Genomic DNA, 23,375 nt, shown 5'->3' on the forward strand with positions numbered 1-23,375 from the left:
GTTGGATAAGCAGGGTTTATTCATCGTCCAGCCACCACGCATCCCGTGCCAGTCTTTTTGGAATACCACGTACAACCATTTTCTTGCCTCTTTATTACTGCTCTCAAGCAGACTTAAAAAAGCATGGTGCACACTATCCCTGTGAATTGTGCAGATTTTGCGTAGATTTACGATTAGCTAGAACAGGCAGACCGAATGGCGCGCATATTGTCGCCATATGGGGTCGGATCAGTGACGCTCCCGCCACGGAACACGGCAGAACCTGCGACCAACACATCGGCACCTGCCTCGACAACCAAAGGCGCTGTCGTCGGATCAACGCCACCATCAATTTCGATATGGATCGGGCGTTCACCAATCATCTGGCGCAGCTGGCGCACCTTTTCGACTTGGCTATGGATGAATTTTTGCCCCCCAAATCCGGGGTTCACTGTCATCACACAAACAAGATCAACCATATCCAACAGATATTCGACCGCGCTTGCTGGCGTACCGGGGTTCAGCGCAACACCTGCCTTGGCACCCGCTGCACGGATCGCCTGCAATGTGCGGTGGATATGTGGGCCAGCCTCGACATGGGCGGTGATCACATCAGCGCCCGCTTTTGCAAAGGCTTCGATATATGGATCGACCGGGGCAATCATCAAATGCACGTCCATAACACCTTTGATATGCGGGCGGATCGCAGCACAGGTTGCCGGACCGAAAGTGATGTTTGGCACGAAATGCCCATCCATGACGTCAACATGCACCCAATCAGCACCCTGCGCCTCAATCGCCTCGCACTCTTTGCCGAAGTTGGCGAAATCAGCAGACAAAATCGACGGGGCGATCTTCAAAGAACGATCAAAGGACATGGGCGCACCTCATAGTTAGATTTGCACAGCAGATAGTCCTAGTCGGGCCAATTGTCACGCAACGAAGATATATGCTGCAATGCAGCAAAGGCTGTGTTAATTTGCGGCATGGTCCAGACTTTGTATCACAAAGACATTCTGCAAAACCGCGCGCAAATTCACCTTACGCGCGCGACTTTGGCGCCTCAGCGCCCGAAAGCCCTGCACACGCATGACTTTTTCGAACTGTTTTGGGTTCAAAACGGTCAGGTCAGACATCACCTGCCCGACCGCACCGACACGCTGGACGAAGGCACTGTCGGTTTCTTACAGCCCGGTCAGCATCATGCGCTACAAGGTCGCGGCGAACATGCGCTTATTGTATCGCTCTGCATCCACCCTGATACGATTGCTAATCTTGGAAAACGCCATCCAGACCTGCAGGGTCACCTTTTCTGGTCCGACGCCAAAATCGCACAACACCAACGCGATATTCGCCAATTGGCTACACTAAACCACGCCGCTGTCCTTTTGGAACGCAGCGCGTGCACTGCGCTGCACGCAGAGGCTTTCTTGCTACCGCTTTGCGCCGACTTAACGGGTAATATTCAACCAAAAGACGCACCTGCATGGCTGGCGAAGGCTTGCCAGACAGCCAAAGACCCCGCGGTGTTTCGGGAAGGGGCTGCTGGTCTTGTCGCGATAACGGGCAAAGCACATCCGCATGTCTCGCGCAGTATGCGTAAATATTATGGCCAAACACCGTCAGATTTCATCAACGACTTGCGTATGACCCACGCTGCACGCGTGTTGATCACGGACAGCGACCCAATCAGCGAAATAGCGCGGGATGTCGGCATTCCGAACATGTCACATTTTCACAAACTGTTCCGAAACGCATATGAACTAACGCCGCTCCAATATCGGCACAAATACCAGCGCGAACTCGTCCAACCTCAAGGCTAGCCAACCATCACCTTGCGTCAAATACTCAAAAAACAGTTTTGATCAATTGATCAAAACTTGCCATTCATCGACCAAACTGCCAGTCTGATCCGGCAATGCAGGAGGCCCCCTTGCAAACTACTCACTCCACCACTTTGCACCAGCTTCCGCAGGTGCAAGAACAGCGTAACGACGGCATGCCACTTGACCTTGATTGGGTGATGGCTGTCCAAGCAAATACATCGGCCATCGAACGACGCGCAGCAACTCTGCCTAGTCGGCGGTCAGTCAAAAAAGATTACCAAGCCGCTTGGCTATGCAAAGCGATCAGTCTGATCGATCTGACGACCCTGTCGGGCGACGACAGCGAAGGGCGCGTGCGACGCCTATGCGCCAAGGCGCGCCAACCTGTTCGGGCAGACATCCTTGAAAATCTTGGCATGACCGGGCTGACCACAGGTGCAGTCTGTGTTTATCACGACATGGTCGAAACTGCCGTGGATGCGTTGCAAGGGTCGGGCATTCCCGTCGCGGCTGTCTCCACTGGTTTTCCTGCGGGCCTTTCGCCGTTCCACCTGCGCATCGCCGAAATCGGCGAAAGCGTCAAAGCGGGTGCCGAAGAAATCGACATCGTCATTTCGCGCCGCCACGTGCTGACCGGCAATTGGCAGGCACTTTATGATGAAATGAAAGAAATGCGCGCGGCCTGCGGCGACGCCCATGTTAAGGCGATCCTTGCAACTGGCGAACTGGGCACCTTGCGCAACGTCGCGCGTGCGTCGCTGGTCTGTATGATGGCCGGGGCAGATTTCATAAAAACGTCCACTGGTAAAGAACCCGTCAACGCTACCCTGCCGGTCACGCTAACCATGATCCGCGCGATCCGCGACTATCAGGAACGTACGGGGATCAAGGTTGGCTACAAACCCGCAGGCGGCATTTCCAAAGCCAAAGACGCGCTGGTCTATCTATCCATGATCAAAGACGAACTCGGCGACCGCTGGCTACAACCCGACCTGTTCCGCTTTGGTGCATCCAGTCTATTGGGCGACATTGAACGGCAACTCGAACATCACGTCACAGGCGCCTATTCGGCATCCTGGCGTCACGCGATCGGATAAGATCATGACCATCAAAGAAATCTTCGACACCATGGAATACGGCCCTGCCCCTGAAAGTAGCAAAGAGGCACTGCAGTGGATCGCCGATCGTGGCGGCATCGCGGGCCATTTCATCAACGGCGAATGGGGCGCTTTGCGCGATGATTTCCCATCAAACAACCCAGCCACCGGCGAAAAACTGGCAGGCGTAACCAAAGGCACTGCAGCCGAGGTCGAAGCCGCTGTCAAAGCCGCCCGCAAGGCGCAACCTGCTTGGGCCAAGTCGGGCCATAAACGTGCACGTGTCCTTTATGCAATCGCGCGTCTTTTGCAGAAACACAGCCGCCTTTTGGCCGTGATGGAAACACTGGATAACGGCAAACCGATCCGCGAAAGCCGCGACATTGATGTGCCTCTGGCGATCCGCCATTTTTACCACCACGCGGGCTTTGCCCAGTTGATGGACGAAGAGCTGCCCGACCGCGAGGCATTGGGTGTTTGCGGTCAGATCATCCCATGGAACTTTCCGCTGCTGATGCTTGCATGGAAGATCGCGCCTGCGCTGGCGATGGGTAACACGGTCGTTCTGAAACCAGCAGAATACACATCACTGACCGCGATGGTCTTTGCCGAAATCTGTACAGAGGCAGGCGTACCGCCGGGCGTCGTGAACATTGTGACTGGCGACGGCGAAACTGGCGCGGCACTGGTCAACGCTGATGTCGATAAAATCGCATTCACTGGATCCACCGAAGTTGGCCGCAAAATTCGCGAAGCCACTGCCGGATCAGGCAAGGCGCTATCGCTCGAACTTGGCGGCAAATCCCCCTACATCGTATTCGACGATGCCGACATCGACAGCGCGGTCGAAGGGTTGGTTGACGCGATCTGGTTCAATCAGGGCCAAGTCTGCTGCGCCGGATCACGTCTACTGGTCCAAGAAGGCATCGCTGATCGGTTCTACGCCAAATTGAAATCCCGCATTGACGGGCTGCGCATTGGTAACCCGCTCGACAAATGCATCGACGTTGGCGCCATCGTGGACCCGGTTCAGCTGGACCAGATCACCAAGATGGTCAGCGCCAATACAGAAGGCGAAACCTATCAGGTTGCAGCGCCCGAAGGCTGTTTCTATCCGCCAACACTGATCACTGGCCTGTCGTCCGCATCGACACTGATGCAGGAAGAGATCTTTGGACCAGTTCTGGCCGCGACAACATTTCGTACACCATCCGAGGCGATTGAGATCGCGAACAACACGCGATACGGGCTTGCTGCGTCTGTCTGGTCAGAAAACATCAACCTTGCGCTCGATATCGCGCCCAAGCTGGTTGCAGGCATTGTCTGGATCAACGGCACCAACATGATGGATGCCGCTGCTGGCTTTGGTGGCGTACGCGAAAGCGGCTTTGGCAGTGAAGGCGGCTGGGAAGGTCTGACAGGTTACACCAAGCCAAAGGCATCAGCGAAGCCAATCAAGCCAGCCAAAGCATTTTCAGCGACTGACGGTCAGCCTGCGGACCCTCTCGACCGTACTGCAAAGCTGTATATCGGCGGCAAACAAGCGCGCCCCGACGGTGGCTATTCAAACCCCGTCTACAGCGCCAAAGGCAAGCTGCTGGGCCATAGTGGCATTGGCAATCGCAAAGACATCCGCAACGCGGTCGAGGCATGTAACGCAGCCAAAGGCTGGTCCAAGACAACTGGCCACCTACGTGCGCAAATCCTGTATTACATCGCAGAAAATCTGTCGGCACGGGATGCTGAATTTGCCGCAAGGATTGACGCCCTAGTCGGTGGAAAATCCGGCTCGGCAGAGGTCGAAACAGCGATCCAAACGCTGTTTACCTATGCCGCATGGGCCGACAAATACGATGGGCAGGCGCACGGTGTACCGATCCGCGGCGTTGCCTTGGCGATGAAAGAACCCGTCGGCAACATCGGCGTTCTGTGTGACGATACTCCGCTATCAGGATTGATCAGCGCAATGGCCCCCGCAATCGCGATGGGCAACCGTACGGTCCTTATCCCAAGCGCGGCATTCCCGCTGGTGGCGACTGATTTCTACCAAGTGCTAGAAACATCTGACATGCCTGCAGGCGTCGTAAACATCATCACCGGCGACCACGCAGAACTGGCGCCGACACTCGCTAGCCACATGGATTTGGACGCGGTTTGGTCATTCTCAAGCAGCGATGTCAGCGGAGTGGTGGAAAAGGCCAGTGCGGGGAACCTCAAGCGTACATGGGTCAACAACGGACATGACTTGGCACCGACGGCTAAGGATTACCTCTATGCCGCGACCGAGGTGAAAAATATCTGGATTCCTTACGGCGAGTAACGAACCTTCGCCAACTCATCATACAAAAAAGGCCCCGATTCTTCGGGGCCTTTTGTTTTACTTCTTTGACCGCCAAGTACCGAGCCATTGCGAGACGCGGCCTTTTCTTTCGGCCATATCCGCCTGCACTTCGTCTACGCGATGCCCCGCGCTATCCATCAAGGGATCAACAGTGCGTTCACGAAACTGACGCCACATCGCACGAATAAAGACAATGCCAACCATCAAGAAGACAAAAAACGCAATATTGAACCAAGGTATAATCGTCACGTTAGGCCCTTCCACTGGGCGGATCGCAATCGCGTTCGGAAAGGCCGAAAAATATTCGTTCCGCCAACCGTAATGGGTCACCACAGCCCATTTAGGTTGCTCGGGGGTGGACCGTAAATCGTCAGCCTCCGTTTGCAACGAAGCGGTGTCGAACTTAAAGTAGAACGGCCACGACCAACCAGTATCTTCGTTACGATACACCATGACTTCGGTTGTTTCGCGCTGCACAAAACCCAACAGGAAAGTTTTCTTTTTCACTGTTTGGATAAACTGAACATCCCGATTGATAATCGTGGCAGATTGGTCATCCGGGCGCGCCCAGAAAATACGGGTCCAATCGTTCAGATCTTGGCGTTCTTGGTAGGTGTTCACAACACGCACGATGTCGTGCTGCGGCAGAGCATAATGCAAGATGACCCAGCCAAACATGAATACAAGAACCCGAAAAGCGATCTTAATGCGGTGCATGGAAATTCCTTTAGTTCTCGTTAATCATATAGATAATAGCGCCGATGGCGATGGTAGGAACGACATAGACCAGCCCGATCAATTTGGGTCGGATCGAACGGTTATAAGACGCGATTCCCTCAGCCACATAGGCATCACGGGCGTCTTGATCAACATTATCTAGGTGATCGGCATCAAATTCTTTCTCTAGCCGTTCACGTCTGACCGACCGCGAATAGACCGAGACCATCAGATACAGCACACTTAGCCCGACAAAGCCGAACACGATTAGTCGAATAAATCCCATCAGCTTCTCCTCCCCAGAGCGCCCCACGGGCCAACGCGGGTGATCAAATCAGGTTGCGCCCGTGGCCTTGGCTCCTCCATCGGGGCCTCGAGACCATATAGCGCTTGTCGGGTTCCAGCCTTATCTACCTGATACTCACGATCAAGGAAATCAACGACATAAGCCCGTTTTTCATCCGGCCATGTGGCGTAGGCGCGATAAAACACCTCTTTGTGGCAGATGAACAGCTGCCTGATATCAAGCGGCGTGAGTTCAGCCAACAGCATGTTTACTAAATCTGCATCCGCGTGCGGCTTAGCACGCAGCGTATAGAAATACGCCGGGTGTTCTGACGTGATCTTGGGCCACGGCCCGTCTTCTTCGGCCCAGCGCAACAACGCGGCAAGCCCCTGCCACGCCTCTGGTAGTTTCTTTGCATATTGCCGCCCTAAACGGCGCAGGTCGCGACGGGTCGCACCGGCAAGGTTTTCATCCATCGCGGCGGCGACCTCCATCACGATGAAATCCATCTTTTGATGCAAAATCGCGGCAGCATCGACACCACGTGCGTCGATTATGGGTTCAACCAGATCGTTAATGCTTAGGAACTTGGCAATGGCTGAACGATCCCTAAGGTCAAAGGTAAACCGAATAGGCAAGTCGTCAAAGTCGTCCTTATCGCTCGCGACAATCGCTGCTGGATGTTCAACACCACGAAACAGGTACATGCCGCCAAACAGGTCGGTCCAATAGTTGTCCTGATCGAATTCCATCTGTTTTAGGCGGACCGGGTTGCGCACCACATCACCCGTCTTTTTTGCCATACCAATCATATCCGCGATCAACACGTCGTCAAACCACGCATCTTGTTCAGACTTAAACCGATCGATCATTTGGCCCAGTTTGTCAGCCATCGCCACGGTGCCGCTGGTCGTATCAGCCTCGATCCGGACTTTGCGAATATCAAAAAGGCGCGCCGGACTATCGACCAAATAGACAGAGTTCACCAATTCGCCCGCAACGGCATCGCGCGCGGTCAAGGCAAACAACTCTGATCTATTTTCGTTGATAAACTGTTTGAGGATGCTACGCGCAGTCGAAAACTTTGCATTCAACAGCGGCGCGGTCGCTTGCTCTGTCGTCAGCAAAATAAACTGGCGGTTCACGCCCGCGTGGTTCAGATAGAGATCATCTCCGAACTCTTCACCGATTTCGGGGCTGAATCCAGAAATATCAATATGGAACATATTTTGAGACGTTTTACGTCCGGTAAGATGCTTAAGCGCGCGATTATAGCGCTCAACCAATACCGGACTATCCACCCGGATCAGGTTGCCAAACATCAGGCCTTTTTCGATTAGTCGATGCATTTTGCAACTCCGTTGGATGACTCTACCATGTTTCGTTCACCCATTTTTTGGGCAAGCCAGCCAAAGACAATAACATAATCGGCGCCCAAATAATTGCTGAGATTAGGCCGAGACGCCCGAAGAATGCGATGTTCGCAGACCAGCCCGGTACCATCATTTCCGCGAATGCCACCCCTTGCCATATGTAGAGACCGGCGAAGAAAGTCGCTGAAATCACGAACACGAAGATCGTAGACAAGAAGGCGTTTAGCAGCAGCGGCTTTACGCCTTCAGGCAATCCGCGAGCCAGCATGCGCGGCATAGCAAATGCAAGCCCGGCCAACATTAGCGCCGGGATGAACAAGCTATCCGAAATCAGGCCACCCATCCTTCCGTTAACCCTTGCTGTCTAAATAGCGTCGCTTTGCTTCTTCCTGACGACCAAAATCGCGGACCATGTTTTCAATCGCGACTTCGTCGGACTTATCTGCATAGCGGAATTCACTGTCTGCGTAGCGGTTGATTTCTTGGATGACCATGTCGACCGTGATCGGCACGCGGAGGTCCGAAATCATAGCCTTCTTGGTGTCGTAGTCTTTGAACATGAACAGGTCAGGGTTTTCCATCCATTCGTCGGGCAGTTCAAAGTCCATCGCACGAACCTTCACCGCGTCGGTGATGTTCTTGATCGCACGGCCTGTGAACCGCGGATCAGCCTCTTGAATGGCTTTCAGGTAAGTACCCATTTTGGCAATCGTATCAAGCGTGCCAATTTCAGACGAAACACGGTCATAAACGTTCAGCAAGCCAACCTCTTTGGGTCGTGCGTGGCCCTCGAACGATGCGGCGACTGCCTTTTTGATCTCTTGCGCGCTGAACACTTCATGCGCACCGACTGGGATCTCGTGGTTTTTTCCCATCAGCAAGTAAAGAATGTCGATATAGTCTTCGCGCGTTTGCGGACCATCGACCAAGAATCGCGCGCCAGCACGCTGACGCAGTGCATCATCGACATTCTCGGGATAGTTCGAGAACATGCCGAACGTACAGTTCCCCCGCACAACTGTATTTGCACCCGCAAAGCTTTCCATCAGCACGGCGGTGATTTCTAGCTGGCCAGCAGATGACTGACGGTCCCCGCGTTTCCCCGCAAGCTGGTCAATATCGTCAATCGTGCCAAAGCCAATCACATGCGGATCAAGCACGTTGTTGATAAATGCTTTGGCGTTTTGGCCCGATTTACCCTGGTAGCTGTCAATATTGTCGGTCGAAAGGTTCTGATAGCGGAACGGATAGCCCGCGACCTGACAGTAATCGTTCACCAAGCCAGCCATCATTTGGATAAGTGTGGTCTTACCCGTCCCCGGCTTACCGTCGCCCATAAAGGTAAAGATAAACCCACCAAGTTCAGCAAATGGGTTCAGTTTGCGATCAAAGTCATAGGCCATCACCATCTTGGCGAGCTTCATCGCCTGATACTTGGCAATGTGGTTACCAACGACCTCGTTCGGTTTCTTAAAGGTCATGGACAGGGCGGAACCCTTGGCCTTGCGGGCTGGGGTAAAGCCCTGAATCGTGAAATCGTCAGCTTCAACATGCCAGCTTGAATTGTTAAACGCGGCCATATGCGGGGCCGTGGTTGCACGCAGCGCCACGCGATCCATTAGCTGCTCGCAATAAGCAAGCAGAGTAGCGATCAGCGTCGATTCATCCTTGGCAAATTGACCTATCTTCTGATCAAGTTCCCAAATCGCACCATGCAATGCCAACGGGGCATTATCGGTCAAAACCTCATCAACAGGTCCAACTTCAACGCTCGTTTCCGTCCCATGACTCGCCAACAAAAATGACGTGGCATTCGCAAATGTATATAATGTGATCAGACTTTCAGCTGCCAGATACTCTGCGAACTTAACGGACCTTTCCGATGGCAAACGCCCCTCAAGATTGACGCGCTTCAACTCGGTCAAAGGCGTCTGATCAGAGTAAGCCTCTGCCACGGCCAAAGCGATGGACATCGCACGGCGCAACGCATGCGCCACGGATGCCTGCGCAGGTGACGTCAGCGGATCATCGTCGTCCGTTTCCGCAAGACGATCAAGCATGCGAACACCACCAGCAGGCGCGGATGTACGCGACAGCAATCCAGGTGTTGTAGAACGGAACCGACGGCGGGTCGCTGCCACATCCGGCGACTTCTCGGGCGCTTCCAATGACAAACGCGCCTTAGCCAAACGAGGGCTATGATCCAACCGCATCAACATCTCGGCCACCGGCATATAGTGTTTGCGGATATCGTCTTCACGCACTTCCATTTGATCGCTTGTCTGGCTCATATCTCTTCTTTCAACTCGCTTTGTTCAAAATACTCCCGCCGGAGGCCAACAAATTTAGCTAAATTTGTTCTCCCTAACGATAGCTAAGCACACGTCCGCTATCGCTGACGACAAACTTGCGGACATCGCCAAAACCAGATGGGTTCCGTTCTGCCAATGCCTGATAGGGGCGCTCTGGCATAATGAGGGAACGTTCCAACCGGGTCGCGCCCAAATTCGCGCCGCCCTGCTCGAACACATCGCGCGCAAAAATCTGTCGTTCAACCGACCCGAACCAGCCAGACTTCACGTGCTCAACACGTTCAGCGACCAGCTCTTCTTCGGACCACACCAGCGCCCAATCTTCACCAACAGGGGCATTCGCTGCCTCAAGAACCTCGCGCAGCGGTCCTGATTGGCGGGTAAAGGCGTTGCTATACATGGGGCCGATGTGGAACCGGCGCAGGCGCGTTGGATGCAGGTCGTCGAAATCTTCATCAAAGCCCTTTGCGATCGTCAGGAGCTTCAACCCTGCAACCGACTGCGCCATCAGATGCGCTTGGGCCTCTGGCCAGCGCCGTTCATCTTTGGGCAGGCCAGTGCGTCCGGTATCTTCGACGTCCATGATATAGATCGTTGGCAGATTGATCTGGCTGTCATAAACGGCCCAGTGAACTTGAAACACACGGCGGTCGGCCTTGTTTTCGACCCAGACCGCCTGCGGATCATTACGTGCCCAAAACTGGTCACCGCGCAAAAGCTCTTCATAATACAGCCGCTGTGACAGCGCATATTGCAGCTTCGTCGGGATTTCCTGTTCGCTTAGGATGACCCGCACCATTTGATCCTTCAAGTCATCCGTACTTGGCATCGACCCAAGGTGGCGTTTGGCCTGAAGCGCGTCATTCGCCATCTCAAGCAATTCTTGATAGACAGGAAAGCCGCTTTCTATCCGGTCAAAGGTCAACTGTCCGGCATGGGCGAAACGCCCCGAGAAATGATATTTGTGGGCCAGCGCCGTGAAGGTCCAATTCAAACCAACAAGGTATTGCGCCAACGCCTCAATATCACGCCGAGAGAAACGCCCCTCAGCCTCCATCGTCGCGGCGACCTTGGTCAAATAGCCCGTGATCCGTTGGAACTTGCCAAAATACCGACGCGTCACGCGGGTATCTTCGAGTTTCATGTGGTCGGCTTGAAGGTTAGTCATCCTTCTTACTCCTCAAACCGCCTACACGCTGATCCATTAGGTTTTCGTATCCTTTGGGTCCGACTAGGGCGAGAAGCGCAGCGATAACGCTTGCCTCAATTAATCGTTCAATCACCTCTGGCAGTCCCGACCAGCCGAACGGCAATGGGCGGAACGCGTCCGTAAAGGCTAAAGCACCAAGCAACGACACCAAGAAAATATTCCGGCGCTTCACGCCCTACTCTGTCCCATACTGATTGCTGTCGTGCTTTTCGACGATCTGTTGGAAGCGGCGCACAAAACGCTCGTCTGCTTTCGCCTTTTGCTCGAGTATCTCGCGGGCAAAGACCATGTGGTCTTCGTGGGCTTCCATCATGTCGGCCATGCGCGCGTTAGTCGCGGCACCGATTGCGGCCATCGCGGTTTGGGCCTCTTGGTCGGTTTTCACACCGATTTCGTTGATCTTGTGCGCGACGTCCTGCTGTTGTGCGGTTTTCAAAGACTTGGAAAGGGCGTCGTACAGGACAACACGCTGCTTCGTGTCTGTTTGCAGTTTGTTGATCAGCACCATCTGCGTCGCCGCTTGGTTCTGCAAACTGTCGATCCAGGTTTTGCCCTTTTCGATATAGCGCTCTAGCGTTTGGGATTTTGCTAGTTTCACTTGCTCTTGCTGGACCATATCGTTGTAGCTGGCATTCAACCCAGCCAATTCGGTTTCCAGTTTCGTACGGGCAGCAGCGTCTTGTTCAACCGAAATTTTACCTTCAAGCGTGATGATCTGTGGATCCACGGCCAAGATGTCAGCGCGGATTGCTTCCAATTCACCAACAACCGCTTCGCGTTCTTGCAAGGTACCGCCAAGGTTCTTTTCGACGCTGATTTTCTGTTCATTCAGCACCGCTAGCTGGCCTTCAAGCAGTTTCATGATTACGTCAGATTTGCTGATCAAGTCCTGCAATTTGTCATCAATTGATGCCGTGCGCATACGTTCTTGGCGCATGCTATCGGCCTTCGCCTTGCTGAAAATTCCGATAAAGGTTTCCATGCCAGTCTTTGACCGCATGTCATCAAAGTCTTTGGAAAATGCGGATGTCACATCGTCCAAGCCCATGATCAGCTCTGCGATGTTTGCATTCATGAGGTCAGTATGTGCGTGCACTTCATCAAGGCTGGCGTTTTCGATATCGACAGCGATGTCAGTGCCTTCGGCCATTTTTGTCCGCGCCGTTTCAATACGGCTTGTCAGTTCTGAAATCTTGCTTTGCGCAGCGGCAACCTGTTGTTGCGATTCCTGAATCTGGGTCTGAAAATCGGCCATCTAAAAATCCCTCGTTTATTGTATATTAACAGTTACATATGCACTGCCGCGTCTATTTTCAAATACACGGCATGCGAAAACACACCTTGTCAGGCGCAATTCTTACAAGACCTGTGACCAAAATAAAGCGCTTATGCGTCGTCGAAAACTGGTGGGTGATCCATCGCCACCGCTTCTGGCCCGAGCAGTTCTTCGGCATCGATGATCTTCGGCGGAAGTTCGATTCCGCGTTCGTAGTTTTCGGGATCAACCCGAAGCGATTCTTCGGGCGTGCGGATATGGACTTTCATTGGAACATCAACCTGATCAAACAGGTGGATGATGTCCTGATTGAACATCCGAATGCAGCCAGCAGAGCCCGAATTCCCAATTGATTCTAAGTCGTTAGTTCCGTGAATTCGGTAGTACGTATCGCGTGAGCCACGATAGAGATAAAGGGCACGTGCACCCAGAGGACTGCGCAAGCCGCCGGGTATCCCAGCCGCCAAATCGCCGTATACTTCGGGTTCAGTCCGCAACATATTCGCGGTAGGCGTCCAGCCGGGCCACATCCGTTTCATGCGGATCGTCGCGTTTCCGCGGATCGATTTTCCGGCGCGCCCAACCCCAACGGGGTAGCGTGTGGTCGTACCATCCTCGCGAACATGATATAAAAACTTGGCATATGGATCGACATCGATCGTATTTCCGCGCTGCTCTCCGTTATAAATTCCGGACACGCGACGGTTTACACCTTGCAGATATTCTGACGGAATTCCGGGCAACCGATACCCTGCATCCTCGATTGGTCCATACCCATCGAGAAACTCTACTGGCGGCGGCAGTTCCTCTTCGGTGACGCGTGGCGCACAAGCCGCCGCTGTGCTGGCCAGCATCATGGCCCCAAAAGATCGACGCGTTAGAATTGTCAAAGATCGCATACACTCACCCAATATTTCGCTTTTGCCGTCTTAGCACCGCAGTTAGGCTAGGCAAAATAGCCAGCAAGCGGATTTCTGCGAATGCATTACAAATCGTGACAATCACGCACTGTCGTAACACCGCACGAAACCAGCTAGTGCTTTGTCTGGCTCAACAAAGAGGCCTCGTGCGACTTTAGTGTCCGCCGCGCCGATTTGTTAAAACGCTCGGGCGATGTGGCAAGCTCTGGAAACAACGCTATCAGTTCATCGTACGTATGCTGTTCTTGCTGGCTTACGCTTTCCGCGGACACTAGGAAACTCTCGCTGGGGATACCCTCTGCATAAATAATTTCATGGCGTTCAAAGACGATGTGAAAATACTCTACCGCGAGCCCAAACCTTTGATAGATTGTGTCACCGTTGGTCAAATGCTTAGCCGCGGCAAGAACTTCCCCCTCACCAAACATCACTTGTGCCTGCCAACCAATCATCAACATCCGATGCTGAGGAGACACCAAAAGATCACGCGCGTTGCCTAGCGCACCCTTTGAAATAACAATCGGCGCAAAACGACCTGTTGCCGGCACCTTGCGCGACACAATATGCAACACGGGCTGTAACCCGTTATCGACGGTATGAACCATATCACCCGCCTGCAGGTCTTCGACTGCGACTTCACCGCGTGTTGTCGTTATCCGGCTTCCTCGTACAAAACATGCAAGGTTTACGTTATCAGCGGTCAGATCATCGGCTGCAACACCCGTCAAGGTGATCGAACCGCCCCCCAAAGACGCGTTATTCAGCACCCCATCATCATTTAGATCGGCACGTGCCTCGGCAAGGTTCGTGTAAAATGTTGATAGGTCAAGGAAATCGTTGTTGGTTTGATCACCGTCGTTGATGTCTTGACCAGTACCTGTGTTGAAATCAGTGATAACGTCGTCGCCGTCACCCGCATTATACACGAACGTATCATTCCCATCACCACCGGTTAAGGTATCGTTGTCTGCGCCACCGGTAATCCTGTCATCGCCGCCATCACCATCGATGGTATCGTTTCCTGCACCACCATCGAGAATATCGTCACCTTCGACACCAGCGGCAATTCCGGTCGTTGAATAGTCCGGGTCAGGCGCACCATTTAGCATTGGTGTCGTCAACAAATTCTGCGTTGCGCCCCCTGTATCAGGACCATTGACGCTCGCGCTTAATACGTTGCCACCACCGTTTTCCCAATAACGAATCTGAACAGTATATGTTTCACCAGCATTCAGCGTGATCGCCCCACTACGCGTCGTATCTGGCTGGTGAAAGTCGTTGTTTAAATAGCTATTATCCCCGATAGGAGAACTTTGTGAATCCCAGATGACCGGGTTGCCAGCAGAGTCAAATATCTGAAGCGTTGATCCGTCGTCAGAGCTCGTCGAAAACGCATATGAGCCACCAGAGACGACTGAAATCGTATTGGTGTATATAACCCCAAAATCATTCGGGTCCCCACCCACCTCGCGCACAGTGTTGGTAACGCCCTCAACATCGAAATCTGTCACATAGCCAGAGGCTGTACGTTCAGACGCATCGCTGCCAATATCAAAGGCTTGGTTAGACCCTGAACCAAAATTGTGATCATAGGTTTCAAAGTGCCACGCACCCGCAACCGGGCCATCACCGCGAAGGATATCATCGCCAGCACCACCGCTAATAGCATCATTACCCAACCCGCCTGTAAGCTGGTCAGCATCAGTCGAACCAGAAATAGTCTGATTACCCTGTGTTGCAGGGTTTGTGCTATCGTTATCTGCCATGCTGGCAATCCTCGCAAAAGACGGCGCCGCCTAACTGTACTTAGCAAAGCGTAATTAGATTTGACATTAAACTCTATGGTTTACGCGTCAAAGCGGAGGATTGATGCAATTTTACCCTAGACAAACGGGAAATAACAAAACTGCCTACCGAACAGTCTGAACGGCAGGCAATCTCTTTTTACCCAATCACGTTATGTGCAGGGCCGTACGGATAATGTGTTACATCCTCATTCCCATTTTCGGTGACAAACAAAATGTCATGCTCTCGGTAACCACCTGCACCGGGCTGCCCCTCGGCGATTGTCAGCATGGGCTCCATCGAAATCACCATGCCGGGTTCAAGGATTGTGTCGATGTCTTCACGCAGTTCCAACCCTGCTTCACGACCGTAGTAATGCGACAGTACGCCAAACGAATGCCCATATCCAAAGGTACGGTATTGCAGCAGATCACGTTCCTCAAAGAAGGCGTTGATCTTGGAGGTCACGTCAGAACACTTTGCACCCGGCACCAACAGCGACATGCCGTATTCGTGTGCAGCAACGTTTGCTTCCCATAAAGCTAGGCTCGCATCATCAACCTCGCCCACGAACAGTGTCCGCTCAAGCGCTGTATAATACCCGCTGATCATCGGAAAAGTGTTCAGGGACAGAATATCGCCTTGCTCTAACACACGGCTTGTTACTGGATTATGCGCGCCATCTGTGTTGATCCCCGATTGGAACCAAACCCACGTATCGCGGTATTCAGCGTCAGGGAAACGCTTTGCGATCTCAAGCTCCATCGCGTCACGACCCGCCATTGCGACGTCAATTTCGCGGGTGCCGGGTTTGATCGCATCACGAATAGCAAAACCGCCCACATCAGCAACCGCAGCACCCGCGCGGATCAGGTCCAGCTCTGCTTGCGATTTATGCATCCTTTGCAGCATTGTCGCCGGGGCAATGTCGGTCATTGCAGTAGGGGCCATGAATGCCTTTAGCTTTTCATGCTGAAGCATCGTTAGGTGATCACCCTCATATCCGACACTCCGGCCCTGCCCCGTCACCGACACGATCGCACGCCAGTAATTGTCGCGCTCCCAATCCGTGTAGGTGATGTTGTCGCCATAACAGCGCCGCCAAGGCTGCGCGGCATCAATCCCCGCGCTAATCGTCACGCAATCCGCCTGCGTCACAACCAGCCCATATGGCCGCCCAAAAGCGCAGTACAAGAACCCCGAATAGTAGGCGATGTTGTGCATCGACGTGAAAACAGCGGCCTCAATCCCCTGTTGCGCCATAATAAGACGCAGGCCAGCCAGCCGAGCTACGTATTCAGAAGCAGCAAATGGCAGGACTTCGGCACCTTGGTGAAAACGGTAAAATTGCGGACGTGCAGTCATGTCAGACCCTCGTGAAAAGGTCCCGGCGTTCAGGACATCATGTATGGAATCACAACGACGCCATCGTTGTGATTAAAATGCTAAGCTGCGGGCGCATCCAAATCAATATTGATCAGTGCTTAAACCAAAAACGCAGCATCGTGCCCTACTCAGTATAGAGTGCCGCCGAAACGACCCCATAATGCGGCGATCAACATTGTCATCACAAAACACCATGTAAGCTGAATGTCGGCCTTGACAGCGTAAGCCGATGACGAAGCAATTGAAACATCATCGGCTGCTGTTGCTCAGTTCATCCAACGCAAGGTCGCTTCGGCAATACGACTGCCGTAGTAATGCGCCGTGTCCTTGTCAGACTTTGTTGGTGTTTCATCAGGACCTTGATCAGCCATTGATTGAGCCATCGCGCCTAAACTTGCGCCCATACGGTTCAGGTTTTCGTCTGAACCCAATGACGAGTTATTGCCAGGCGGGAGATCAAGTCCGACCCAAATCATCCCGTGCTGTGCAGCAAAGACACTCATGGCTTGCAGAGTCCCAGTTTTGTCGCCAACTTGACTGGAAGAGTTGGTGAATCCGCCAGCAATCTTATTCTTCCAGGCACCCTCCATCCATTTAGCTGAAGATGCATCCATGAATCCTTTGAAGCCAGCAGAGATAGTGCCCATATAAGTCGGTGACCCAAAAACAAGACCATCCAGATCGTCAAGCGGGTCTAGGTTCGCCGCTGCCGCTTCTGCCTCGATCAATTGTCCATGCACACCATCAACCGAGCTAACGCCCGCGAGAATGGATTCTGCCTGTACTTTCGTGTGACCATACCCGCTGTGATAGACAATTCCGATTTTCGCCTGCTTCGTCATTTGAACGTCTCCTCATTTTGTTCTTTCGAGCAGCTAGCTATTCTGATAATTTTATAAAAGTAGGTATCTTAAAGTAACCTGGTGAGGAATTTATGAAATGAAGTTTTCGGATGCCCCAATTTCCTGCCCAATGGACAGCCTTTTACAAATAATTTCAGGACCTTGGACGACATATATCTTATGGCGCCTCGCCAACTACAAAAAAGTTCGTTTTGGAGAGCTGAAAAGACTTGTCCCAGGGATTTCGTCGCGTGTGCTAACAGAACGATTGAGGAAGCTTGAAGGCTGTGGACTTGTCGAACGTCACTACAAGCCAACGATTCCTCCGGAAGTTTCTTATTCGCTTAGTGAACGTGGTTTGGAACTGCGCGTTATTCTAAATCAGCTAAGTGACCTTTCCATAAAATGGGATCTAGCTGAACAGTGCGAAGATCAACTGTGCTCTCACTAGCTAGCTTCCAAATTCGGTTTGGATAATTATGCGAAACGGGCGCCACAGGCCGAAATCGCGAATATTTTTGCGGCTCAACGAATAAGTGCAAGCGACATCTTCATCGCAGCTTCGGCACAAGAGGGCGCAAAGCTGCGGTTAGGTGACGGTCAAACTCATCGCCCGTCAGGATATTCCGCTGGCCCTTTGATCTCGAGCTTATTACCGAACGGGTCAAAGATGTAGAACGAATGCCCGACACCGCGCGCGCCGCCGTGTTGGGCTTCGCGGTCGATCGTGACTCCGTGCGCTGATAAATGCGCCCGCATGTCATCCGCGTCAAAAGGGCTGGTGGCGATGCAGACGTGATCTACGTTCCGCCCGCCCGATACGGGTGGCACAGCGCTGGCGGCACCCGGATGAGTTACATCCCACAACACAATCAGTGCGGCACCCGCCCATACCTGCTCCATCCCCATCGCGGGATAGGAATAGCCGGGAACGCAGCCAAGCACATCGTGATAAAACGCCAGCGCTTTGGGCATGGCGTCAACAATGAACACCACGTGATCAATCCCGACCAGCGAAAATGGCGGGGTGCTCATGCGATATCCCACTCTGGGCACCACGGGCCATTCACAAGGCGCATGCCGCGTTCTAGGCCCTCGATCCGTTTTAGTTCTTCTGGCGTTAGTTGCAGATCAGCGGCGGCTAGGTTTTCACGAATACGGTCAGGATTACCCGATGAAGGGATGACGATGTGCCCTTCGGACAACAGCCATGCCAATGCGACCTGACTAGCCGTTGCGCCATGGTTTTCACCAATTGTCGTCAGAACAGGATCGTCGACAACAGCACCACGCGCAAGCGGTGAAAACGCGGTCAGTGGAATGCCCTTAGCGCGGCAATAATCCACGATGGGTTTGTTTTGCATGAATACATGCAGTTCGACTTGGTTGGTAAGGATCGGGCGGTCACCCAATAATTCCAACGCGCGATCCAGATATCGCTTTGTAAAGTTCGACACGCCGATGTTGCGGCAAAGCCCTGCATCATAGACCGCCGCGAATTGCGCCATGTAGTCTTCGATTTCATATTCGTCGTTGATCGAAGGGTAGTGCAACAAGAGTAAATCAACCGGACCAACGCCCAGCTTTTCTAGCGATGCCTCAACATGCGGACGGACTTGACCGGGGCCAAAGCTTTCGGGCGCGACCTTCGTGGTCACCCACAGGTCATCACGTGGCAGGCCAAAGTCGGCAATTGCGCGACCGACGTGTTCTTCGTTCTGGTAACCCTCTGCGCCATCAATATGGCGATACCCGGCCTGCAAGGCAGACAGCGTACCATCATAGGCTGCATCACCGGGCCTGTTCCACGTGCCGTAGCCCAATAGCGGTATGGTTTTCATGCGATATCCTCCCCTTATCAAAGGGGACTATAACGATTACGTATGGTAAACCAAGTCCCGAAAATCAGGTCAGGACATACGTGTCCCTAAATCCCAACCGCGCAGCACATCCTCGGCTGACATCGCCTTTTTGCCCTGTCGCTGCGCACGTGTGATCTCAACAGCGCCCGCCCCGCAAGCGATGGTGAAGCCGTCTAAAACAGTGCCCGGTTCTGCATTGCCGGGGACAGTACGACTGCCAAGGAGTTTAACGCGTTCGCCCGCAACATCACACCACGCACCCGGAAACGGCGAAAGGCCGCGAATAAGCCGATCAACCACTTCAGCGGGCTGCGTCCAATCCACCCGCGCTTCGGCTTTGTCGATCTTGGCGGCATAGGTCACACCATCCTCGGGCTGAACCTGCGGTGAAAGCTGATCCAACTGGTCTAGCGCTTGCACGATCAGATCGGCACCCAATGCAGACAAGCGATCATGCAACTCTCCGGTGGTTTCTTCGACACCGATGTCAAAGGCCTCACGCAACAATACGGGGCCTGTATCCAACCCGGCCTCCATCTGCATGATGCAGACACCTGTCTGTGCATCACCTGCCATGATCGCACGGTGGATTGGCGCAGCACCACGCCAGCGTGGAAGCAAAGACGCGTGAATGTTCAGGCAACCATGCCGAGGTGCATCCAGAACGACCTGAGGCAAGATCAGACCATATGCGACGACCACCGCGATATCTGCATTTAGCGCTGCGAATTCTTGTTGGGCTTCGGGCGTCTTTAACGAAACCGGGTATCGGACAGTCAGACCCAATGCCTCTGCACGTTGCTGGACGGGGCTTGGGCGGTCCTTTTTGCCGCGACCCGCTGGACGCGGGGGCTGACAATAGACGGCCACGACGACGTGGCCTGCGTCAACCAAAGCATCCAAGACTGGCACCGAAAAATCTGGTGTTCCCATAAAGACGACACGCATCTTGAACCTCTTTCTTACTTTCAATTTCGCGCAACGGCATAGATCAAATTTAGCTAAATTTGATCGCCCCCTAACCTCGGTTCAGCTTGCGCGCCTTTTTAATCAGCATATCGCGTTTCATTTTCGTCAAGTGATCAAAAAACATCTTACCCGCAAGATGGTCAATCTGGTGCTGGACGGAGGTTGCCCAAAGGCCAACAAAATCGCGATCTTCTTGAACGCCTTGTTCGTTCAAAAATCGAACGGTCACAGCACGCGGACGCGACACCTTGGCCCAAACACCCGGCAAATTTGGTGAGCCTTCTTCGTGAACGCGCGGCTCTACACTTGCGTGAAGCACTTCTGGGTTCGCCATCCGCACGGCCTGCCCACGCCCCTCGGACGCATCAACAACCGCCAATGCCAACCCGATACCAAGCTGAGGCGCCGCCAGCCCAACACCGGGCATCGTATCCATCGCAACGATCATCTCATCCCAGATGGCGCGGGTTTCGTCTGTGACCTCAGTCACTGGCGCGGCCTTCGTGCGCAATACCTCGTGCGGCCACATCACATAAGGGCGGTGCATCATAGTTCTATCCCAGTATCGGTGATTAAAATGCCGTTCAGGTGATCCAATTCGTGACAGGCACAAATCGCCTGCATGCCGTCAAACCGCGCAGATTGGATAGCGCCATCCACTGACTGCCAGCGCATTTCGACCCAGACGGGGCGCGATACATCAAAACTACGGTCAGGGATCGACAGGCAACCTTCGGTCCCAGTTTGCGTTTCGTCGGACTGTGCGATGATTTGTGGGTTCACGAAGACAAGCGGTGTCGGCTCGGCGTCTTTCCACGTGACATCCGTCACGAAAATCCGCTGGCTAATCCCAATCTGCGGCGCAGCCAAGCCGCGACCGGGCGCGGCATACATCGTTTCCAGCATATCATCGGCCAATTGCGCCAAGGCTGCATCAAAGGTGTTGATCGCTGTCGCAACTTCGCGCAGCACCGGATCGCCGTCAAAACGCAGGTCCAGAACGGCCAACGCCCTAGCCCCGCGCCATTTCGCGTTTCAGCTTTTGCATCTTGCGCGTGATCATCTGGCGCTTAAGCGGCTTTAGATAATCAATGAACAATTTCCCATCCAAGTGATCAATCTCATGCTGCACACATGTCGCCCAAAGCCCGTCGAACTTTTCACGCTGGGTTTTGCCGTCAAGGTTCAGCCATTCGACCTCTACCTCTGCGGGGCGCTCGACCTCGGCGTATTGATCGGGGATAGAAAGACAGCCTTCGTCGTAGACGCTGCGCTCATCTGACGACCACACGACCTGCGGATTGATCAAAACCATGGGCGCAGGTGTCGCGTCTTCGTCTTTTTCGCAATCCATAACAATCATGCGCAGCATCTGCGCAACCTGTGGTGCCGCCAGCCCGATACCGGGGGCGTCATACATCGTTTCCAACATATCATCGGCCAAACGACGGATGTCGTCCGACACCGATGCGACGGGTGCTGTCACCTTCTTGAGCCGAGGATCAGGGTGAATAAGGATATTTCGTAATGCCATGCGGGTGATCTAATCGCTAACCCGGTGTACCGCAAGCAGGGGGTACAATATCGCGCTTGCACATGGCCCTTCATCTGCGCAACCCTGCGCAAATCAGCCAAGGAGAGCCCCATGACATTCGATACCCCTGTTGATCGCCGAAACACCCATTGTGTCAAATGGGACGGAATGGAAAGCATCTATGGTGTTTCCGCCGATGAAGGTATCGCAATGTGGGTCGCAGATATGGAGTTCCGCGCGCCCGATCCAATCAAACAAGCCGTCCAAGACATGGTTGATCATGGCGTCTATGGGTATTTTGGTGACGAAAGCAAATACCGCGCGGCCATTCAGTGGTGGATGCAGGAACGGCATGGTTGGTCCATCGATCCTTCGTGGATTTTCACCACCCATGGTCTGGTGAACGGCACCGCGCTTTGCATCGATGCGTTTACACAACCCGGCGACGGCGTCGTGCTGTTCACCCCCGTCTATCATGCCTTTGCACGAGTCATTCATGCCGCTAACCGGCAAGTTGTCGAATGCGAATTGGTCAACAACGATGGCCGCTATGAAATGGATTTTGACGCCTATGACGCGCAGATGTTGGGGAATGAGCGGATGCTTATCCTGTGTTCGCCACATAACCCCGGCGGGCGCGTCTGGACAAAGGCAGAATTAGAAGGCGTCGCAGCCTTTGCTAAACGGCACGACCTGATCCTTGTGTCTGACGAAATCCACCACGATCTAACCATGCCGGGCCAGACACATATCCCAATGCCGCACATCGAAGGCAGCGTCGACCGGCTCGTTATGATGACCGCGACCACAAAGACGTTTAACATTGCTGGCAGCCATTCCGGCAATGTCATCATCGAAGACCCTGATCTACGCGCAAAATTTGGCCGCCGGATGGCGGCACTTGGCATTTCGGCAAACAGTTTTGGCCTGCACATGGCCACGGCGGCCTACTCCCCCGAAGGGGCTGCTTGGGTCGATGAATTGCGCGCATATTTGCACGAGAACCGTAAGATTTTCGACGCCGGGATCAACGCGATCCCCGGCCTTTCCTCAATGCCGCTTGAGGCGACCTATCTTGCGTGGGTCGATTTTTCAGGGACAGGCATGACCCGCGAAGAATTCACCAACCGCGTTGAACAAACTGCCAAGATCGCGGCCAATCATGGCCCGACGTTCGGGACAGGCGGCGAGAACTTCCTACGGTTCAACCTAGGCGCACCAAAGGCACAGATCGAAGACGCCGTCGCACGGATGCAAAAGGCGTTCAGCGACCTTCAATAAGAATACCTTAGCGCTCCAGCAGACCTGCTGGGGCGAACTCTGGCATGACATAATCCGCTGCAGGCCGGTCCGTCACTGGGCGAAGCCATTTGAATTCAAAGACACGTTCATTATCTTCAGCGACTGATGATACGACAAGACACTGATACAGATGCTTTGGCCCGTCATAAATATCGACATGTCCGCGCAATCGGTCAGATGCATCAAGGTCAAGGGCGAATCCCCCATCCCAGAACCGACGTATCCGATACGTGTCATCGCCGTCGTGTACCGACAGCCGATCTTTGCGTTTTAATGCAGCTTTACGGGCTTCTTCTAATCCTAGACGCACTGCCTCTGGCAAAAATTCATACATGATGGCCCCCTTCCAATCACCTAC

General features: G+C 53.5%; 25 protein-coding genes. 5 read left to right on the forward strand and 20 right to left on the reverse strand.

All coding sequences use genetic code 11. From position 1 onward, the window contains the following. Positions 1-173: 173 nt before the first annotated feature. The gene (rpe, locus tag CYQ09_RS10200; protein WP_106745262.1) at positions 174-857 is read right to left on the reverse strand and encodes a ribulose-phosphate 3-epimerase; all 684 of its coding nucleotides are present in this window, start codon (positions 855-857) and stop codon (positions 174-176) included. 108 nt (positions 858-965) lie between these two features. On the opposite strand from rpe, the gene CYQ09_RS10205 reads away from it, so the two are divergent. From CYQ09_RS10205 to CYQ09_RS10215, 3 genes are all read left to right on the forward strand, one after another. Then, entirely contained in the window at positions 966-1,802 is an 837-nt protein-coding gene (locus tag CYQ09_RS10205; RefSeq protein ID WP_106745263.1) for a helix-turn-helix transcriptional regulator, read from the forward strand. Between the two features lie 95 nt (positions 1,803-1,897). Continuing rightward, positions 1,898-2,902 (forward strand): deoxyribose-phosphate aldolase, encoded by a 1,005-nt coding sequence (deoC, locus tag CYQ09_RS10210; RefSeq protein WP_106745264.1) that lies wholly within the window; start codon positions 1,898-1,900, stop codon positions 2,900-2,902. 4 nt (positions 2,903-2,906) lie between these two features. After that, a complete protein-coding gene (locus CYQ09_RS10215; RefSeq protein ID WP_106745265.1) occupies positions 2,907-5,222 on the forward strand; it encodes an aldehyde dehydrogenase family protein in 2,316 nt (771 codons plus the stop codon). Positions 5,223-5,279: 57 nt separating this feature from the next. Here CYQ09_RS10215 and CYQ09_RS10220 read toward each other — a convergent pair whose 3' ends face one another. The 12 genes from CYQ09_RS10220 to CYQ09_RS10275 all read right to left on the reverse strand — a co-directional run bounded on the left by CYQ09_RS10220 (position 5,280) and on the right by CYQ09_RS10275 (position 17,350). Next, positions 5,280-5,960, reverse strand: a complete 681-nt coding sequence (locus CYQ09_RS10220) for a DUF1523 family protein (protein WP_106745266.1) — start codon at positions 5,958-5,960, stop codon at positions 5,280-5,282. A gap of 10 nt (positions 5,961-5,970) precedes the next feature. After that, positions 5,971-6,246 carry a hypothetical protein gene (locus tag CYQ09_RS10225; RefSeq protein ID WP_106745267.1) on the reverse strand — a complete coding sequence of 92 codons (276 nt, stop codon included), beginning with the start codon at positions 6,244-6,246 and terminating at the stop codon, positions 5,971-5,973. Continuing rightward, positions 6,246-7,595: a DUF6638 family protein gene (locus tag CYQ09_RS10230; protein WP_106745268.1), complete on the reverse strand. Its 1,350-nt coding sequence runs from the start codon at positions 7,593-7,595 to the stop codon at positions 6,246-6,248. Before CYQ09_RS10230 ends, CYQ09_RS10225 begins: the two co-directional genes overlap by 1 nt. A gap of 22 nt (positions 7,596-7,617) precedes the next feature. Then, positions 7,618-7,962 (reverse strand): hypothetical protein, encoded by a 345-nt coding sequence (locus CYQ09_RS10235; RefSeq protein WP_106745269.1) that lies wholly within the window; start codon positions 7,960-7,962, stop codon positions 7,618-7,620. 7 nt (positions 7,963-7,969) lie between these two features. After that, entirely contained in the window at positions 7,970-9,910 is a 1,941-nt protein-coding gene (locus CYQ09_RS10240) for an AAA family ATPase (protein WP_106745270.1), read from the reverse strand. Between the two features lie 73 nt (positions 9,911-9,983). Continuing rightward, the gene (locus tag CYQ09_RS10245; protein WP_106745271.1) at positions 9,984-11,099 is read right to left on the reverse strand and encodes a hypothetical protein; all 1,116 of its coding nucleotides are present in this window, start codon (positions 11,097-11,099) and stop codon (positions 9,984-9,986) included. Beyond that, on the reverse strand, positions 11,092-11,313 hold the full coding sequence (locus tag CYQ09_RS10250) for a hypothetical protein (RefSeq protein ID WP_106745272.1): 222 nt from the start codon (positions 11,311-11,313) through the stop codon (positions 11,092-11,094). The genes CYQ09_RS10245 and CYQ09_RS10250 overlap by 8 nt, the downstream gene beginning before the upstream one ends. 3 nt (positions 11,314-11,316) lie before the next feature. Beyond that, positions 11,317-12,396, reverse strand: a complete 1,080-nt coding sequence (locus CYQ09_RS10255; RefSeq protein ID WP_106745273.1) for a hypothetical protein — start codon at positions 12,394-12,396, stop codon at positions 11,317-11,319. A 131-nt stretch (positions 12,397-12,527) separates the two neighbouring features. Then, the gene (locus CYQ09_RS10260) at positions 12,528-13,316 is read right to left on the reverse strand and encodes a L,D-transpeptidase (protein WP_239495903.1); all 789 of its coding nucleotides are present in this window, start codon (positions 13,314-13,316) and stop codon (positions 12,528-12,530) included. 134 nt (positions 13,317-13,450) lie between these two features. After that, positions 13,451-15,103: a Hint domain-containing protein gene (locus CYQ09_RS10265; RefSeq protein ID WP_106745275.1), complete on the reverse strand. Its 1,653-nt coding sequence runs from the start codon at positions 15,101-15,103 to the stop codon at positions 13,451-13,453. A 178-nt stretch (positions 15,104-15,281) separates the two neighbouring features. Next, complete coding sequence (locus CYQ09_RS10270) at positions 15,282-16,487, reverse strand: aminopeptidase P family protein (protein ID WP_106745276.1); 1,206 nt, start codon at positions 16,485-16,487, stop codon at positions 15,282-15,284. 287 nt (positions 16,488-16,774) lie between these two features. Beyond that, positions 16,775-17,350, reverse strand: coding sequence for a flavodoxin family protein (locus CYQ09_RS10275; RefSeq protein ID WP_106745277.1), 576 nt, complete (start codon positions 17,348-17,350; stop codon positions 16,775-16,777). Positions 17,351-17,447: 97 nt separating this feature from the next. On the opposite strand from CYQ09_RS10275, the gene CYQ09_RS10280 reads away from it, so the two are divergent. Then, positions 17,448-17,801 carry a winged helix-turn-helix transcriptional regulator gene (locus CYQ09_RS10280; protein ID WP_239495904.1) on the forward strand — a complete coding sequence of 118 codons (354 nt, stop codon included), beginning with the start codon at positions 17,448-17,450 and terminating at the stop codon, positions 17,799-17,801. 155 nt (positions 17,802-17,956) lie between these two features. Here the strand turns inward: CYQ09_RS10280 and CYQ09_RS10285 are convergent, their stop codons facing one another. The 6 genes from CYQ09_RS10285 to def (CYQ09_RS10310) all read right to left on the reverse strand — a co-directional run bounded on the left by CYQ09_RS10285 (position 17,957) and on the right by def (CYQ09_RS10310) (position 21,715). Continuing rightward, positions 17,957-18,385 carry a VOC family protein gene (locus CYQ09_RS10285; RefSeq protein ID WP_106745279.1) on the reverse strand — a complete coding sequence of 143 codons (429 nt, stop codon included), beginning with the start codon at positions 18,383-18,385 and terminating at the stop codon, positions 17,957-17,959. After that, positions 18,382-19,191: an aldo/keto reductase gene (locus tag CYQ09_RS10290; protein ID WP_106745280.1), complete on the reverse strand. Its 810-nt coding sequence runs from the start codon at positions 19,189-19,191 to the stop codon at positions 18,382-18,384. The genes CYQ09_RS10285 and CYQ09_RS10290 overlap by 4 nt, the downstream gene beginning before the upstream one ends. 69 nt (positions 19,192-19,260) lie before the next feature. Further along, positions 19,261-20,160: a methionyl-tRNA formyltransferase gene (fmt, locus tag CYQ09_RS10295; RefSeq protein ID WP_106745281.1), complete on the reverse strand. Its 900-nt coding sequence runs from the start codon at positions 20,158-20,160 to the stop codon at positions 19,261-19,263. Positions 20,161-20,230: 70 nt separating this feature from the next. Further along, positions 20,231-20,731 carry a peptide deformylase gene (gene def / locus CYQ09_RS10300; protein ID WP_106745282.1) on the reverse strand — a complete coding sequence of 167 codons (501 nt, stop codon included), beginning with the start codon at positions 20,729-20,731 and terminating at the stop codon, positions 20,231-20,233. After that, positions 20,728-21,189 (reverse strand): peptide deformylase, encoded by a 462-nt coding sequence (def, locus tag CYQ09_RS10305; RefSeq protein ID WP_106745283.1) that lies wholly within the window; start codon positions 21,187-21,189, stop codon positions 20,728-20,730. Before def (CYQ09_RS10305) ends, def (CYQ09_RS10300) begins: the two co-directional genes overlap by 4 nt. 4 nt (positions 21,190-21,193) lie before the next feature. Next, complete coding sequence (gene def, locus CYQ09_RS10310; protein WP_106745284.1) at positions 21,194-21,715, reverse strand: peptide deformylase; 522 nt, start codon at positions 21,713-21,715, stop codon at positions 21,194-21,196. A 111-nt stretch (positions 21,716-21,826) separates the two neighbouring features. Here def (CYQ09_RS10310) and CYQ09_RS10315 point away from each other — a divergent pair, with 111 nt between their 5' ends. Continuing rightward, entirely contained in the window at positions 21,827-22,996 is a 1,170-nt protein-coding gene (locus CYQ09_RS10315) for a MalY/PatB family protein (protein WP_106745285.1), read from the forward strand. Between the two features lie 7 nt (positions 22,997-23,003). On the opposite strand, the gene CYQ09_RS10320 is transcribed toward CYQ09_RS10315, so the two are convergent. Next, positions 23,004-23,351, reverse strand: a complete 348-nt coding sequence (locus tag CYQ09_RS10320) for a hypothetical protein (RefSeq protein ID WP_106357897.1) — start codon at positions 23,349-23,351, stop codon at positions 23,004-23,006. Positions 23,352-23,375: the final 24 nt, after the last annotated feature.

Origin of the sequence: Yoonia maritima (genome assembly GCF_002933395.1) — a bacterium.
Lineage (GTDB): Bacteria > Pseudomonadota > Alphaproteobacteria > Rhodobacterales > Rhodobacteraceae > Yoonia > Yoonia maritima_A.

Coding starts and splice junctions, on each gene's coding strand:
- rpe (WP_106745262.1), bottom strand. CDS start 857: ATGTCCTTTGATCGTTCTTTGAAGATCGCCCCGTCGATTTTGTCTGCT.
- CYQ09_RS10205 (WP_106745263.1), top strand. CDS start 966: ATGGTCCAGACTTTGTATCACAAAGACATTCTGCAAAACCGCGCGCAA.
- deoC (WP_106745264.1), top strand. CDS start 1,898: ATGCAGGAGGCCCCCTTGCAAACTACTCACTCCACCACTTTGCACCAG.
- CYQ09_RS10215 (WP_106745265.1), top strand. CDS start 2,907: ATGACCATCAAAGAAATCTTCGACACCATGGAATACGGCCCTGCCCCT.
- CYQ09_RS10220 (WP_106745266.1), bottom strand. CDS start 5,960: ATGCACCGCATTAAGATCGCTTTTCGGGTTCTTGTATTCATGTTTGGC.
- CYQ09_RS10225 (WP_106745267.1), bottom strand. CDS start 6,246: ATGGGATTTATTCGACTAATCGTGTTCGGCTTTGTCGGGCTAAGTGTG.
- CYQ09_RS10230 (WP_106745268.1), bottom strand. CDS start 7,595: ATGCATCGACTAATCGAAAAAGGCCTGATGTTTGGCAACCTGATCCGG.
- CYQ09_RS10235 (WP_106745269.1), bottom strand. CDS start 7,962: ATGGGTGGCCTGATTTCGGATAGCTTGTTCATCCCGGCGCTAATGTTG.
- CYQ09_RS10240 (WP_106745270.1), bottom strand. CDS start 9,910: ATGAGCCAGACAAGCGATCAAATGGAAGTGCGTGAAGACGATATCCGC.
- CYQ09_RS10245 (WP_106745271.1), bottom strand. CDS start 11,099: ATGACTAACCTTCAAGCCGACCACATGAAACTCGAAGATACCCGCGTG.
- CYQ09_RS10255 (WP_106745273.1), bottom strand. CDS start 12,396: ATGGCCGATTTTCAGACCCAGATTCAGGAATCGCAACAACAGGTTGCC.
- CYQ09_RS10260 (WP_239495903.1), bottom strand. CDS start 13,316: ATGCGATCTTTGACAATTCTAACGCGTCGATCTTTTGGGGCCATGATG.
- CYQ09_RS10265 (WP_106745275.1), bottom strand. CDS start 15,103: ATGGCAGATAACGATAGCACAAACCCTGCAACACAGGGTAATCAGACT.
- CYQ09_RS10270 (WP_106745276.1), bottom strand. CDS start 16,487: ATGACTGCACGTCCGCAATTTTACCGTTTTCACCAAGGTGCCGAAGTC.
- CYQ09_RS10275 (WP_106745277.1), bottom strand. CDS start 17,350: ATGACGAAGCAGGCGAAAATCGGAATTGTCTATCACAGCGGGTATGGT.
- CYQ09_RS10280 (WP_239495904.1), top strand. CDS start 17,448: ATGAAGTTTTCGGATGCCCCAATTTCCTGCCCAATGGACAGCCTTTTA.
- CYQ09_RS10285 (WP_106745279.1), bottom strand. CDS start 18,385: ATGAGCACCCCGCCATTTTCGCTGGTCGGGATTGATCACGTGGTGTTC.
- CYQ09_RS10290 (WP_106745280.1), bottom strand. CDS start 19,191: ATGAAAACCATACCGCTATTGGGCTACGGCACGTGGAACAGGCCCGGT.
- fmt (WP_106745281.1), bottom strand. CDS start 20,160: ATGCGTGTCGTCTTTATGGGAACACCAGATTTTTCGGTGCCAGTCTTG.
- def (WP_106745282.1), bottom strand. CDS start 20,731: ATGATGCACCGCCCTTATGTGATGTGGCCGCACGAGGTATTGCGCACG.
- def (WP_106745284.1), bottom strand. CDS start 21,715: ATGGCATTACGAAATATCCTTATTCACCCTGATCCTCGGCTCAAGAAG.
- CYQ09_RS10315 (WP_106745285.1), top strand. CDS start 21,827: ATGACATTCGATACCCCTGTTGATCGCCGAAACACCCATTGTGTCAAA.
- CYQ09_RS10320 (WP_106357897.1), bottom strand. CDS start 23,351: ATGTATGAATTTTTGCCAGAGGCAGTGCGTCTAGGATTAGAAGAAGCC.